The sequence below is a fragment of the Pseudomonas cavernicola genome (genome assembly GCF_003596405.1).
GTDB classification, from domain to species: domain Bacteria; phylum Pseudomonadota; class Gammaproteobacteria; order Pseudomonadales; family Pseudomonadaceae; genus Aquipseudomonas; species Aquipseudomonas cavernicola.
The window spans coordinates 1,464,243-1,478,583 of record NZ_QYUR01000002.1; the positions used below are offsets into that span (position 1 = coordinate 1,464,243).

Here is a 14,341-nt window from a genome sequence, read left to right on the forward strand (position 1 = left end):
GCGCCTGTGGGTCAGGTGCATTATGCACGTTCACTGTTTAGCGGGGGTTGCGTAAGCAGTCGAGTAGCGCGCTACGCCAGTTCGGCAGCTCGATAGCCCAGTCGCTCTGCAGGCGGGCGCAGTTCAAGCGCGAGTTAAGCGGCCGTCGGGCCGGGGTTGGATAGGCGCTGGAGGGAATCGGCAGCAGTTTTGCGCGCAGCTGGCCTTGTTCTTGAAGCTGCTCGGCAATCGCGCTGGCGAAGCCAAACCAAGAGGTTTCACCAGTGGCAGTCAGGTGATAGAGCCCCCAAGGCCCAGCTTTGCCGTCACGCCAGCGCTGCACCAGTCCAGTCGTGGCGGCGGCAATGGTGCCGGCCCAGGTCGGTGCGCCAATTTGGTCGGCGACCACCTTCACTTCGTCGCGTTCTTGCAGCAGCCGCTGCATGGTCAGGAGGAAATTACGCCCGTGCAGTGAGTACACCCAACTGGTGCGCAGGATCAGATGGGCGCCCGCGACCGCCTGAATCGCCTGCTCACCGGCGAGTTTGCTGCGGCCATACACGCCGAGGGGATTGGCTTGATCGTCTTCGCGGTACGGCGTGTTCTGGCTGCCGTCGAAGACGTAGTCGGTGGAATAGTGGATCAGCGGCACACCCAGTGCTGCCGCTTCTTCGGCGAGTACGCCGGGGGCAGTGGCGTTGAGTGCAAAGGCCAGCTCGGGCTCATTTTCAGCCTGATCGACAGCAGTATGGGCGGCGGCATTGATGATCAGCTCGGGTCGCAGCGCGCGCACCTGCTGGCGAATTTGCGCGAGATCCGCCAGATCCAGCTGCTCGCGGCCCGGCACGATCAACTCGCCGGTACCCGCAAGGCAGAGCTGCAACTCGCGTGAGACCTGCCCGCGCTTGCCAATGAGCAAAATCTTCATGGGAAGACTTCGGCCTGCTTCAGGCTCAGGCCAGCCTGGTCCTTGGCCGACAGCTGCGGCGCTTCACCGAGCTGCCAGTCGATGGCCAGTGTCGGGTCATCCCAGCGGATGCAGCGCTCATAGGCCGGTGCGTAGTAATCGGTAGTCTTGTAGAGGCATTCGGCGTACTCGCTGAGGACCACGAAGCCGTGGGCAAAACCCTCCGGTATCCAAAGCTGGCGTTTGTTCTCGGCGGATAGACGCACACCGATCCAGCGGCCGAAGTTGGCTGAGCTACGACGAATATCCACCGTAACATCCAACACTTCGCCGGCTGTAACGCGCACCAGTTTTCCTTGCGCGTGCTGGATCTGGTAATGCAGCCCACGCAGTACGCCACGCTGCGAGCGCGAGTGGTTGTCCTGGACGAATTCGCGCTTGAGGCCAGTGGCCTGCTCGAAGGCTTTGGCGTTAAAGCTTTCATAGAAGAAACCGCGCTCGTCACCGAATACCTTGGGTTCGAGGATCAGTACTTCCGGCAGCTCGGTGGCGATTAGCTTCACTGGCTTTCCCCCGCCAGCCTATAGAGGTATTGGCCGTAGCCGGTTTTGCCAAAAGCCGAGGCTTGCTTGAGCAATTGGTCGCGATCGATCCAGCCATTCTGGAAGGCGATCTCTTCCAGGCAGGCGACCTTCAGGCCCTGGCGGTGCTCGATGATCTGCATGTACTGCGAAGCTTCCAGCAGGCTGTCGTGGGTGCCGGTATCGAGCCAGGCGAAGCCGCGGCCGAAACGCTCCACGCGCAGGTCGCCACGCTGCAGATAGGCGTTGTTGACATCGGTGATTTCCAGCTCGCCACGTGCCGAGGGCTTGACCGTCTTGGCGATCCTGACCACATCGTTGTCGTAGAAATACAAGCCAGTGACCGCGTAACTGGACTTTGGCTTAGCGGGCTTCTCTTCGATGGAAAGGGCGTTGCCTTGGCTGTCGAACTCGATCACACCGAAGCGCTCCGGGTCTTTTACCCAATAACCGAATACGGTGGCTCCGCTGGGCTGGGCGGCAGCGCGTTGCAGCTTCTCGGTGAAGTGTTGGCCATGAAAGATATTGTCGCCAAGGATCAGGCACACCGAGTCTTTGCCAATAAAGTCCTCGCCAATCAGGAAGGCCTGAGCCAGCCCGTCCGGCGAGGGTTGCTCGGCATAGGCGATGCGCACGCCGAACTGGCTGCCGTTGCCCAGCAGGTTGCGATACTGCGGCAGGTCATGCGGGGTGGAGATCAGCAGGATGTCGCGGATGCCGGCAAGCATCAGCACCGAGGTCGGGTAGTAGACCATCGGCTTGTCATAGACAGGGAGTAGCTGCTTGGAGATCCCTAGGGTAATAGGGTGTAGGCGGGTGCCTGAGCCGCCGGCCAGAATGATGCCTTTCATGCACGTGGCTCCTGTGCATCAACGGAACCCAAGCGTTGACGTCGATAGCTGCCGTTTTGGACGTGGCGACACCAATCCAGATTATCGAGGTACCACAGCACGGTTTTGCGCAGGCCGGTATCGAAGGTTTCTTCCGGCACCCAGCCCAGTTCGCGCTCGATCTTGCCGGCATCGATGGCGTAACGCAGGTCGTGGCCGGGGCGATCCTTCACAAAAGTGATGAGCTCTTTGTAGGAGCGGGCTTGCCCGCGATTCGCGCCACCAGGCACCGCGTTGTCCGCGGGTTGCTTCGCGAGCAAGCTCGCTCCAACAGGAGTGGGCTGCAGCGGCATCAGCTCATCCAGCAACTCGCAAATGCTTTCCACTACCTGCAGATTCTTCTGCTCGTTGTGGCCGCCGATGTTATAGGTCTCGCCGACCCGGCCTTCGGCCAGCACTTTCAACAAGGCACGGGCGTGATCTTCGACAAACAGCCAATCGCGAATCTGTTGACCATCGCCATACACCGGTAGCGGCTTGCCATCCAGCGCATTGAGAATCACCAGCGGGATCAGTTTTTCCGGAAATTGATAAGGCCCGTAGTTGTTCGAGCAGTTGCTCAGCAGCACCGGCAAGCCATAGGTACGCTGCCAGGCGCGTACCAGATGGTCAGAGGCCGCCTTGCTCGCCGAGTAGGGTGAGCTCGGTGCGTAGGGCGTGGTTTCTTTGAACGGGTCGTCGACACCGTGCAGGTCGCCGTAAACCTCGTCGGTGGAAATATGATGAAAGCGGAAGGCCGTACGGCGCTGATCTGATAGGCGTTGCCAGTAAGCGCGCGTGGCTTCCAGCAGGTTGTAAGTGCCGACGATATTGGTCTGAATAAAATCCGCGGGCCCATCAATGGAGCGATCGACATGGGACTCGGCGGCCAGGTGCATGATCGCCTCTGGCTGGAAGCGTTGCAGCGCTTCGCTGACTTTGCCTTGGTCGCCGATATCGGCCTGGAGGAACTGGTAGCGCGGGCTGTCTGCCACCGCAGCTAAGGATTCTAGATTGCCGGCGTAGGTCAGCTTGTCCAGGTTGAGCACTTCATGCCCGGTGTTTTGCAGCAGGTGGCGGATCAAAGCCGAACCGATAAAGCCCGCTCCGCCAGTTATCAGAATTCGCATGCCGATTGGTCTTCTTTCATCGTTTTGACGCGAAGTCGCAGGCTTGTAGCTTGTTGGAAGGGGGGGCAGAAGCAAGTGCGGTAACCCTGCAAAGAAACGCTCGTCAGAGGGGGTCGAGGTAGGGAAGAGCGCGCGGCGGCCATCAAGATGAATTGACCAAGGCAGCGCGTTGACAGCGCAAACCGGCTTCTTGGTGAGCAGGGTTGGTCGCGAGGGTGGCGGGAGAGTATTTACCCGGACGAGCGATGAGCTGCTTGGGGCCATCTGACAAAAACTAAAAAGGCCTAGAGTCGCCTCTAGGCCTTATTTATTAGTGGTGCCGGCACCAAGAATCGAACTCGGGACCTACTGATTACAAGTCAGTTGCTCTACCAGCTGAGCTATACCGGCATTTCAGGGCCGCCATTATATCCATTAGTTCGTGCGAGTAAAGACCCTGCGCAGAGCTGTTTGAGTATGGCTTGGGCATCGGCAGGAAAAGGCTTATGCACAATGGGGAGGCGCTTGGAACGGGCGTGCTCAATTTTTGTGCGGTACTTATCAGTTATTTGTAACTATATGGTTTTATTGCATTTTTACTTCTGACTAAAAAACAATCAACGGTTGCTGAGCCGTGCTGTGCCGGCTTTCTGTGATGTTTCCCAGAAACTATCAACAAAGTTATCCACAGTTTGTGTGGGCAACTTGATTGCGTTCGGCGAGCAACATGAGGTTGCGAGGGGTGAGTTGGCTGAGGCAAAAGCTGCCTAGCTGCACGTGGTAGCCCTGCTGTTCCAGGTAGAGGGCGCGGTCGAGTAGCAGCCAGAGTTCCAGTGGGCGACGGAACAGGCCTCGAACCAATTCGAGATTGCGTACTTCGGCCAAGCGCTGCCAGCCTTGGGCTTCCAGTCGCGGCCAGTCGCGTGGAGTGGGGATTGCCAGTTTCTTCAGTGCGGCTAAGTCGATGCAGTAAGTGGCGAACTCTTTGTTCAGCCAGGCTGGCGGTAGTGAGGGTGTGGGCAGGTAGTCGTCGGCTCCGCGCAGCTCTCGTTGCAACAGGTCGAAGGCTAGACGGCGCGCCATTGAGCTGTCTCGCTGGCGGCGCACGCGTGCGCCAGCTGTGACGGTTTCGCTGAGAGGCAGACCTAGGTCGTCCACCGACAGTGCAAGAGTTGAGGCCTGTGCAGCAGCTGAGAGTGGTTGATAGCTGTGCGTGCTGATCCGGTTGTAGCAGCAGGGCGCGATGGCTAGCTGCGCGCAGCCGGCGGCGCTGGCTAGCTGGATGAGGCGTACATGTAGGTCGCCGCAGGCATGCAGGGCTACAGGTGTGTGTGCGGCGCTGAGCAGTGTTCCGGCATCGATGGCCAGCACATCCTGTTGTAGATGCAGGGCCGGCAGGCCACGGCGCCGGCTCAGGTGCTGGCCGGCTTGCACCAGTTCTGGGTTGTATTCCAGGCAGGTCAGAGCGTTACCGTCATGAGCCACCAGGTGGCCGAGGTGGCCCTTGCCGGCGCACCAATCGAGCCAGTGCCGTGGTTGCTGGCGAAACTGTAGACGGCTGGCGAAGGCTTGGATTTGCTCCCACTTACGCCCCGGTACATCCACTGCAAAGCGCGCTGGTAGCTTTGCCAGGAGCCTTTGTGGCAGATCACCAATGACGCTAAGGGCGGTGGATTGTGCGGCCAGTTCGGGAAAGGGCGGCGGCGCCTGGAGTCGTTCGGGTTGATTGTGCGCGGCCTCGGCGTCGGCCAGGGAGCGTTGTCGCAGCCAGGCCGCCAGTTGTGGGTGCTGGGCCTCCCAAGGCAAGTCTAGATAGATGAAGGGCTTGGGGCGCCAGAGGTCTTGATAGGCCAGCAGAAAGCTATCCAGCGCCTGGAAGCGCTCTAGCAGTTGGGGGCCATGGAGTGGGGTAGGGTTGGGCACGGGGTTTTGTAGCTGTGAAAACGGATGCCGATTATAGCGCTGGCGTCGGTGATTCCTGCGCTACCCCTCTCTCGCGGGAGAGAGGGGCGTCAGGGTTTAACGCGCCTGGGTGGCGTCGACCCGTAGCCAGCGTTCCAGCAGCTTGAAGCCTTTGACCAGTAGGTAGGCAATCAGCAGGTAGAACATCCCGGCGGCGAAGAAGATCTCCACCGGCAGGTAGGTGCGGGCGATGATGGTGCGGGCCATGCCGGTCAGTTCCAGCAGGGTGATGGTGCTGGCCAGGGCGCTGGCCTTGAGCATCAGTATCACTTCGTTGCTGTAGGCCGGCAGGCCGATGCGCGCGGCCCGGGGCAGGATGATGTAGAACATCGCCTGCCAGCGCGACATGCCCAGCGCCCGTGCCGCTTCCACTTCACCCGGTGGCACGGCCTGAATCGCGCCGCGCAGGATCTCGGCGATATAGGCGGCGGTGTGCATGGTCATGGTCAGGATGGCGCACCAGTACGGGTCGCGCAGGTACGGCCAGAGCGGGCCCTGGCGAATCGATTCGAACTGCGCCACGCCGTAATACACCAGAAACAGCTGCACCAGCAGCGGTGTGCCGCGAAAGAAAAAGATATAGCCGTAAGGCACGGCGCGCACATACCAGTGCCGCGAGGCACGGGCGATGCCCATGGGCAGGGCGAGAATCAGGCCGGCGACCACCGCAAAGGCGACCAGTTCCAGAGTCAGTACCGCACCATCCAGCAGGCGCGGCAGGTATTTGAGGATGACTTCCCAGTTCATGATGCGCTCCGGGTAAAACCGCGGCCGGCGCGTTTCTCAAGAAAGTACATGCCGATCATGGCGATGATGGTCAGGCTGAGATAGATAAAGGCGGCGACCAGGAAAAAGGTAAAAGGCTCCTTGCTCGAGGTTACGGCGATTTGCGAGCGACGCATCAACTCTTCCAAACCGATCACCGAAACCAGGGCGGTGTCCTTCATCAGGATCATGAACAGGTTGCCCAGGCCGGGCAGGGCGATGCGCCACATCTGCGGCAGGATGATTCGCCAGAAGATTCGCGGCTTGGACATGCCCAGCGCCTGACCCGCTTCGCGGTGGCCGCGGGGGATGGCCAGGATGGCGCCGCGAAACACCTCGGTGGCGTAGGCGCCAAAACACAGGCCGAGGGCAATGATGCCGGCGGCAAAGGCATTCAGCGCCAAACCAGGATGGCCGAGCAGTTCGCCGAGGCGGCCCATCAGGTTGACGGTGCCGAAATAGATCAGCAGGACCCAGAGCAGCTCGGGAATACCGCGCACCAGGGTCGAATAAGTGCCGCCGAGCCATTGCAATGGCTTTTGCGGGGAAGTCTTGGCGAGCGCGCCGAGCAGTCCGAGTACCAATCCCAGGCATAGCGCCGAAAGCGCCAGCTTGATGGTCATCAGGGTGCCGGCGGCTAGGGCCGGGCCGAATCCGTAGAGATCGAGGGTCATCTGAGGGGGCTACTTAGGGACGGCGCCGCCCGACAGGGCGACGCCAGTCGGGGCAGGTCAGTAGATGCTGAACGGGAAGTATTTGTCGTTGATCTTCTTGTAGGTGCCGTCGGCAACTATTTCCTTCAGCGCGGTGTTCAGCTTCTCGCGCAGCGGGTCGCCTTTGCGCACGGCGATACCAATCTTGTCATTTTCGAAGACCGGCTCGCCTTTGAATTCGAAGCCTTTGCCGGCATCGCTCTTCAGCCATTCCCAGTTGACGAACTTGTCGGCCAGCACGCCGTCAACGCGGCCGGAGGTCAGGTCGAGGTAGGCGTTTTCCTGGGTGTCGTAGAGTTTGATGTCAACCACGTCAGCCATGTTGTCTTCCAGCCAGGTGCCCGCGATGGTGGCACGCTGGGCCCCAATCACCTTGCCTTTAAGGCTGGGCTTGTCAGTTTTGAAGTCGCTGCCTTTGGGGGCAATGAACTGCAGCTTGTTGGTGTAGTAGGGCGCAGTGAAATCCACCGCCTGCTTGCGTTCATCGGTGATCGACATGGAGGCGGCGAGGAAGTCGAACTTCTTGGCGTTGAGGGCCGGGATGATGCCGTCCCAATCGGAGGTGACCACGTCACACTCGACCTTCATTTTGGCGCACAGGGCCTGGGCGATTTCGACGTCGAAGCCCACCACCTGGCCACTGGCGTCGATCAGGTTGAAGGGTGGGTAGGCGCCTTCGGTGCCGATCTTCAGTTTGTCAGCGGCAACGGCGCCGGTGCCGAAAGCCAGAGCGGCGGCGACCAGCAGAATCTTCTTGTAGTTCTTCATGCGTTGTTGCTCCGTGTTAGCGATTGCTGGACATGAATTGTTTACAGCGCACCGAGTTCGGGTGGTTAAACACTTGCTCGGGCGACCCTTGCTCTTCCACCAGGCCCTGGTGCAGGAAAACCACTTCACTGGAAACCTGGCGGGCGAAGTTCATCTCATGAGTAACCAGCAGCATAGTGCGACCTTCGTCGGCGAGTGCGCGGATCACATTAAGCACTTCTTGTACCATCTCCGGGTCGAGGGCCGAGGTGGGCTCGTCGAACAGGATAACCTTGGGCTGCATGGCCAGGGTGCGGGCGATGGCGGCCCGCTGCTGCTGGCCGCCGGACAGTTGGGCGGGGTAGACGTGGCGTTTGTCGGCGATGCCGACCTTGGCCAGCAGCGCTTCAGCGACCTCGATCGCTTCGGCCTTGCTCTGGCCAAGCACACGGCGCGGTGCCTCGATGATGTTGTCGAGCACGCTCATGTGCGGCCATAGATTGAAATTCTGGAAGACAAAGCCGATCTGGCTACGCAGGCGATTGATCTGCTGATTGTCGGCGGCAACCAGTTCGCCGTTCTTGCGAGGCTTCAGCTTGAGTTCTTCGCCTGCTACCAGGATCTGCCCTTGGTGCGGGTTTTCCAGCAGGTTGATGCAGCGCAGGAAGGTGGACTTGCCGGAGCCGGAAGATCCAAGAATCGAGATCACATCGCCGTCGTGGGCGGTGAGGGAAATGCCCTTGAGCACTTCAAGGTCGCCGTAGCGTTTGTGCAGATTACGAATTTCCAGCGCTGGCGTGGCCTCGGCCATGGGGTGTCCTCTTTTCTTCAGATGCGCTCCGGCTAATTGGTGGCCTTCCTGGCGAGGCGCCAAGCTAGCATAGCGCTTCTGCGCGAGCCAAGCGTGCAGCGGGGGGCAAGCAGTCGCGGATGAGGGGCTTGTCGCATCAATGACGTTGCTTGTCGCGCCGCTGCAATTAAGCCTGAGCCAGATCGGTGAGCGGAGCGCAGAACGTAGTCACGTCTGGGGCAGAGTCGACTGATTTCGTGGGCGTAGCGGTACACCCAGGCCCGGAAGGGGGCAAGGGCCGGCGCACAGGCGGGTAACGCGTGTGGGCAGCGCCAGTTACTTCTGGGTTTTGAGGTGGCCGATTAGGTGTTGCCGATCCTCCGGCCTTTTCAGCCTGGGGAACAGCTTGCCTCTCGGCGATCTCTAACTTCGTTCTTGCTGGCGCTGTCGACTAGAGCCGCTCGCACCCTTGTCTGGAGCGAGCGGTATTCCGCTGTGCGACTGGGGCTCAGAGCCCGCCGAGGAAATCCATCTTGCCGATGTCCACGCCGTTGTGGCGCAGGATGTTGTAGGCGGTGGTGACGTGGAAGAAGAAGTTTGGCAGGGAGAAGCCGAAGAGGAAGTCGCGGCCACCGAAGCTGACTTCCTGGTTGCGTAGCTTCAGGGTCACCGTGCGATCTTCGCTGCCTTCCAGTTGCTCGGCCTTGAGGCTCTTGAGGAAGTCGAGAGTCTTGGCGATGCGCGCCTGCAACTCGGGGAAGGTGGTTTCGGTATCCGCGTAGCTGGGCACCTCGACACCGGCCAGGCGCGCGGCGCCGCCTTTGGCGCTGTCGGAGGCGATTTGCACTTGGCGCGCCAGGGCGAACATGTCCGGGGCGAGGCGGGCGTTGATGAACACCGATGGGTCGATTTTCTTCGCTTCGGCATGCGCCGCCGCTTTCTCGAGAATGGCCGAGAGATTGTTCAGGGTGCGGATGAAGGTCGGGATTGAAGCCTGGTAGATCGACAGGGACATGGACGTGCTCCAGACGGAAAGTTAAGGGCGCAGGAATAAGCGCCATCTGGAGTCTACTGCGTCCCTGTGCAAAAGAAATGGGCCGAGGTGGGCAGGCGTCCAGCTACTTTTCCAGCCCTGGCAAACTGCCTTCCTCGTCCCCGCGCGGGTTAGCTACCAGGCGCTCTACCAGGAAATCCAGCAGGGCGCGCAGGGTGGGTGGCATTTGCCGCCGAGCGGCGTAGACCGCATGTATGCCGAGCACCTGGGGCGTCCATTCGGATAGCCGCGCGACCAGATGCCCGGAGCGGATCAGTGGGGCGGCCGAGTAAAGCGGCTGCTGGCCGCCGCACGCCAGGTATCAGGGCTTGGGCTGCGCCTGCAAGGTGGCGGGATGATGACTGGTGCCAACCGTCAGCCAGTAACCGCGAGCTTGCGCAGTTACGTGAGCGGCAGGAAGCGAGGGGCTGCTGTGGGCGAGGAATTGCTCCAGGCACCGTCAAATCGCAGGCAATAAAAAACCCCAAGGAATCATCTTCGCTTGGGGTTTTTCGGTATTAGTGGTGCCCAGGGACGGAATCGAACCGCCGACACGGGGATTTTCAATCCCCTGCTCTACCGACTGAGCTACCTGGGCCAACGGGGCGCTATTAGACGGATTTGGCTTATGCCTGTCAAGCGCGAACCAGAAAAATATTTAGCTATAACGGGCGCTTACGGATTTTTGCCGGAATCGCTGGGGGGGACGTAGCCTTCCGCCTGGGCGTAATCCTCGCCGGAGAGGAACTTATCCATCTCGGCTTGGAGGAACTTGCGGTCCTCGGCGTTCATCATGTTCAGGCGCCGCTCGTTGATCAGCAGGGTCTGGTGTTTTTGCCATTCGTCCCAGGCTTGCTGCGAAACGTTGTTGAAGATGTCTTCGCCCTTGGCGCCTGGATAGGGCGGGCGGGGGAGGCCGGGCAGTTCCTTTTTGTGCTTGCGGCAATTCACGGTGCGGGTCATGACGATTCTCCTGCATTCAATACATCTGCGGCGCGCTTGAGCAGCTTTTTCACCGGAGCGGCGAGGCCCAGGCGCGGCGGGGTGGCGAGGTTATACCAGAGCCAGTCGGCCTCGGCCACGTTGGCTGCGGCGGTCTCGACGTGGATCAGCCAGGGTTCGATGGCCAGTTGGAAGTGGCTGAAGGTGTGGGTCAGCCCCGCCAATTCGCGGCGGTTGCCGAGGGTCAGGCCGTGGCGTGCGGCGAAATCGTCCAGCGCATCGATGGCGGGCACTTCTGGCAAGCTCCAGAGTCCGCCCCAGAGCCCGCTGGACGGGCGGCGATAGAGCAAGATGGCGCCTTCGCGGTTGGCCAGGATGGGCATCAGGGTGCGTTTCTGCGGCAGGGTCTTGCGCGGCTTGGACGTCGGGTAGGCACTTTCGCGGCCAAGCAGGTGCGCCCGGCAGCCTCTCTGCAATGGGCACAGCAGGCAGCTCGGCTTGCTGCGGGTGCAGAGGGTGGCGCCAAGATCCATCATCGCCTGGGTGTAGTGGTTGACCCGCTCGTGCGGGGTGAAGCGCTCGGCGGCGTCCCACAGTTGCTTGGCGACTTTCGGTTCGCCAGGGTAGCCGTCCTGCGCGGTATAGCGGGCTAGCACGCGTTTGACGTTGCCATCCAGAATCGGCGCGCGCAGGGCCATCGACAGGCTCGCGATGGCGCCGGCGGTGGAACGGCCAATGCCCGGCAGTTCGGTGAGTTGCTCGACATCCTGGGGAAACTCGCCGCCATGCTCGGCCATTACCATTTTCGCGGTTTTCTGCAGGTTGCGTGCGCGGGTGTAGTAGCCGAGGCCGGTCCACAGGTGCAGCACTTCATCTTCCGGCGCCTCGGCCAGCGCCTGTACGTTGGGCAAGGCGTCCATAAAGCGGTCGAAGTAGCCGAGCACGGTGCTGACCTGGGTCTGCTGCAGCATGATCTCGGAGACCCATACGCGGTACGGATCGATGTCTTGTTGCCAGGGCAGATCCTTGCGGCCGTGGCGGTCGTACCAGTCCAGCACGGCGCTACTGAATTGCTCGGGACTCATCGTTTGAACAGGCCCTTGAGTGCGTCTTTCAGTTCCGGGCTGACCTTGTCGCCGAGTTTCTCTTCAATTTTTTCGCTGAGTTTGTCGCCGGCCAGTTTGCCGGCGACCTTGCCCATGCCGTCCTTATCCAGGCGACAGGCTTTGGCGCCCAGTTCTAGCGGGCCGCGGCAGCGCAGAGGCCACTCGATGCCGACGTAGCGCTGGTTCACTTGGCAGGCCGGGTCAGGCATTTCGGTCTTGTCGCCTTCGATGGCGATGCCCAGGCGGTAGTCCATGCCAAGCACGCGCAGGTCGACGTCGCCGTTGCCCTTCACGCTCAGGCCGGGGATGCGCGCGCGCAGGTCGGGGTTGCTGGCGGCTCCGTTGCGGAAACTCAGGTTGCCCTTGAGCTCTTCAAACGGAGTGTCTTTGCCGCGTGCCGGGCCGCTAAGCGACTTGCGGTTAAGCGTGGCGATGCCTTGGCAAAGCTGTTGTTCGAGATTGGCGTCGAGCAGCACGCCGTCGCTCAAGGCAAAGCTGGCGGTGCCGTTGAGGCCTTCTACCCAGGCTTTCTGGCTGTTGCCGCTGGTGCTGATATCCGTATTCAGGTCGAGCAGGCCCTTGAGTGGTGGCTTCTGCCCTTGGCTCTTGAGCAGTTGTTCGACTGGTATGCGGCTGATGCGTTTCTGTGCACTCAGTAGCGGGATGGCGGGGCGCACGTCGAGGGTGGCATTGACGGCGAAGTTACCGTTGTAGAGCTCGCCGCGCAGATTCTCCAGGGTCAGTAGGCCGTCTTTGCCGTGGGCTTTCAGGCTGGCGTTTTCGATCGGCAGTTTGTCGAGGGTCAGTTGGCCGAGGCTGAGATTAAGCTGCAGATCCAACTTGCGCAGTCGATCGATCGGCAGCACCGGGGTTTCGCTCCAGGCTTGCTGTGTCGGGGCGTTGGGCAGCTCGTTGCTGCCGTTTTGGCTAGCGGTCGCGACGGTGCTTTTCACTTCGGCTTGGCGGCTGGTGCTGGCTGCTGCAGCCTTGGCCTCTGGCGGCAGGTAGCGGTCGAGATCCAGGCGGTCGCCTTTGAGTTGGGCGGACAAGGTCTGTTTGGCGAAGTCGATGATGGCGATGTTGCCGGTGAGGCTGCTGTCGTCGAGTTTCAGGTTCAGCTCATCCAGGGTCAGGCTGGTTGGGCTGCCTTTGAGGCGGGTGACCAGCTCGAACTTGCCGAGGGTGCTGGGATCGGCGCTGGCGGGCAGTTGCTGGCCTAGGCCGTCGAGGAATTCACGCAGATTGAACTGGGCGATGGACAGGCCGCCGGTCAGTTTCGGCTGGTTGTTCAGGTCGCGAACGTTCAACTCGCCGAGGGCGCGCAGTTGGTTGGCGGAAAACTTCAGGCCGTTCCATTCGGCGACTTGGGCTGCTTGGTCTAGGAGCAATTGGCCTTGGGCTGCGAAGGTCAGGGTCTTGCCCTTGAACGGTTCGCCGGATGCCTCGCCCGACAGTTTCAGGTCTTCGAATTGGTAGCGCTTGAGCGCTCGGTCGAAGCGCAGTTGACCTTGCAGTTCGGTCTTGGCGCGCAGTACTGGCTGGTTGGTGCCGAAGAAGGCGGTCAGTTTCAGCGGGATGTTTGCGCCTTCACGGATCGCGCCGGTGGTCAGCTCAATGCCTTCGGCGCTGAGCTGCTGGCCGCTCTTGGCGTCGTGATAGTCGATGCGGGCATTGTTCAGCGTCAGGCTGTCGATATCCAGCTTGAGTGGCTTCGCCGATGGGGCTTCGGTGGGCTCGGTACCGGCAGGTGCTTCGCTCGGGGCGGGCTGGCTAGCTGTCGCAGGTGGCGCCGCCGGTTTGGCTGGATGGCCGATGTCTTGCCAATTACCGCGGCCTTGCTCGTCGCGGCTGAGGGTCAGATTCAGGCCATCGACCTTGATGTCGCTCATCTGCACCTGGCGGCGCAGCAGTGGCAGCACTCGTACCGACAGGCCGAGCATGCGCAGATCGGCAAAAGGCTTGTCGGGGCTGGCCGCGCTGGCCAGGGTGGCCTCGTGCAGCTCCAGGCCCAGCCAGGGGAACAGGCTCCAGCCGATATCGCCGTTCAGCGTCAGTTCCAGGTTGGCCTTGTCGCGGGCGAGCTGGCGGATTTCGTCTTTGTAGTCGTTGGGATCGAACAGGTGGGTCAGGGCAAAGCCCAGTGCCACGAGGATCAGCAACAACCCGAGGAAAATCAGACCCAGGATTTTGCCGAGCGCTTTCATGGACGAGTCCTTGTAGTGAGTGCGAGACAGGTGTGGGTAGCGAGTATACAGAGTGGCTGAAATTACTGCGTTTGCTGCCCGGCTGGCGGGCCGCCGGCTTTGCGGCTGGACGCGCAGAGGGTTGGACGGGGAAGTCGGTGTGCGGTTCCCGGCTGTCGGCCAGCGCTACTCGGATCGCGCTGGCCGCTGGCTTATAGCGGTTCCAGTGGCAGATGCGCGCGCGCCGCTAGGGCTTGGCATTCCAGCTGATCTTGCGGTGCGGCCAGATGCAACGGTTTGCCGGCGGCCGCAGCCCAGCGTTGGGTTTCATCGAGCAAGCGCCGGGCGACCCCGCGTTGGCGGGTGAGTTTGCGCACGCAGAGGTGGGATAGCCGCCAGTGCAACTCCCCGCGCTCGACCAGGGCGGCGCCGAGCAGGCGATCGTTAAAGCGCCCGGCGATCAACGTTCCCTGCTCGATAGCGCTATCGAGCAGGGTCTCGGCATCGCGGTAGGGCGCCAATAACCAGGCCGGCGCGTCGGCGTAGATCTTCGCCAGGTCGCGTTTGTCCTGCGCCGACGGTGCGCTGACGACTTCGACGAATACGGGCATGGCACGGCTCCAGGTGGCGGTTCAGGTGGGCGGGCGCGAGTGTA

The 14,341-nt window shown here is 61.3% G+C and carries 14 protein-coding genes, 2 tRNA genes and 1 pseudogene; all 17 read right to left on the minus strand.

The genetic code is table 11. The annotated features are described in order from the left end of the window. Positions 1-37: 37 nt before the first annotated feature. On the minus strand, positions 38-907 hold the full coding sequence (gene rfbD / locus D3879_RS07165; protein WP_119953369.1) for a dTDP-4-dehydrorhamnose reductase: 870 nt from the start codon (positions 905-907) through the stop codon (positions 38-40). Beyond that, positions 904-1,449 carry a dTDP-4-dehydrorhamnose 3,5-epimerase gene (gene rfbC / locus D3879_RS07170; protein ID WP_119953370.1) on the minus strand — a complete coding sequence of 182 codons (546 nt, stop codon included), beginning with the start codon at positions 1,447-1,449 and terminating at the stop codon, positions 904-906. Before rfbC ends, rfbD begins: the two co-directional genes overlap by 4 nt. Further along, on the minus strand, positions 1,446-2,318 hold the full coding sequence (rfbA, locus tag D3879_RS07175; RefSeq protein WP_119953371.1) for a glucose-1-phosphate thymidylyltransferase RfbA: 873 nt from the start codon (positions 2,316-2,318) through the stop codon (positions 1,446-1,448). Before rfbA ends, rfbC begins: the two co-directional genes overlap by 4 nt. Continuing rightward, on the minus strand, positions 2,315-3,466 hold the full coding sequence (gene rfbB / locus D3879_RS07180) for a dTDP-glucose 4,6-dehydratase (protein WP_119953372.1): 1,152 nt from the start codon (positions 3,464-3,466) through the stop codon (positions 2,315-2,317). Before rfbB ends, rfbA begins: the two co-directional genes overlap by 4 nt. A gap of 314 nt (positions 3,467-3,780) precedes the next feature. Continuing rightward, positions 3,781-3,856 (minus strand) — tRNA-Thr (locus tag D3879_RS07185). Positions 3,857-4,126: 270 nt separating this feature from the next. Further along, positions 4,127-5,368, minus strand: coding sequence for a methyltransferase (locus D3879_RS07190; RefSeq protein WP_119953373.1), 1,242 nt, complete (start codon positions 5,366-5,368; stop codon positions 4,127-4,129). 96 nt (positions 5,369-5,464) lie between these two features. Beyond that, positions 5,465-6,154, minus strand: coding sequence for an ABC transporter permease (locus tag D3879_RS07195; protein ID WP_119953374.1), 690 nt, complete (start codon positions 6,152-6,154; stop codon positions 5,465-5,467). Next, positions 6,151-6,846 (minus strand): ABC transporter permease, encoded by a 696-nt coding sequence (locus D3879_RS07200; protein WP_119953375.1) that lies wholly within the window; start codon positions 6,844-6,846, stop codon positions 6,151-6,153. The genes D3879_RS07195 and D3879_RS07200 overlap by 4 nt, the downstream gene beginning before the upstream one ends. 57 nt (positions 6,847-6,903) lie before the next feature. Further along, positions 6,904-7,653, minus strand: coding sequence for an ABC transporter substrate-binding protein (locus D3879_RS07205; protein WP_119953376.1), 750 nt, complete (start codon positions 7,651-7,653; stop codon positions 6,904-6,906). A 16-nt stretch (positions 7,654-7,669) separates the two neighbouring features. Then, complete coding sequence (locus D3879_RS07210; RefSeq protein WP_119953377.1) at positions 7,670-8,443, minus strand: ABC transporter ATP-binding protein; 774 nt, start codon at positions 8,441-8,443, stop codon at positions 7,670-7,672. Between the two features lie 487 nt (positions 8,444-8,930). Then, complete coding sequence (locus D3879_RS07215) at positions 8,931-9,437, minus strand: DUF1993 domain-containing protein (RefSeq protein WP_119953378.1); 507 nt, start codon at positions 9,435-9,437, stop codon at positions 8,931-8,933. A 103-nt stretch (positions 9,438-9,540) separates the two neighbouring features. Further along, positions 9,541-9,759, minus strand: a pseudogene (locus D3879_RS07220) (LysR substrate-binding domain-containing protein); the annotation flags it as partial. Positions 9,760-9,977: 218 nt separating this feature from the next. Continuing rightward, positions 9,978-10,053 (minus strand) — tRNA-Phe (locus D3879_RS07230). Positions 10,054-10,130: 77 nt separating this feature from the next. Then, a complete protein-coding gene (locus D3879_RS07235) occupies positions 10,131-10,418 on the minus strand; it encodes an oxidative damage protection protein (protein ID WP_119953379.1) in 288 nt (95 codons plus the stop codon). Then, positions 10,415-11,482, minus strand: coding sequence for an A/G-specific adenine glycosylase (gene mutY / locus D3879_RS07240; protein ID WP_119953380.1), 1,068 nt, complete (start codon positions 11,480-11,482; stop codon positions 10,415-10,417). The genes D3879_RS07235 and mutY overlap by 4 nt, the downstream gene beginning before the upstream one ends. Continuing rightward, complete coding sequence (locus D3879_RS07245) at positions 11,479-13,707, minus strand: AsmA family protein (protein WP_119953381.1); 2,229 nt, start codon at positions 13,705-13,707, stop codon at positions 11,479-11,481. Before D3879_RS07245 ends, mutY begins: the two co-directional genes overlap by 4 nt. A gap of 191 nt (positions 13,708-13,898) precedes the next feature. Then, positions 13,899-14,297, minus strand: a complete 399-nt coding sequence (locus D3879_RS07250) for an acetyl-CoA sensor PanZ family protein (RefSeq protein WP_119953382.1) — start codon at positions 14,295-14,297, stop codon at positions 13,899-13,901. Positions 14,298-14,341: the final 44 nt, after the last annotated feature.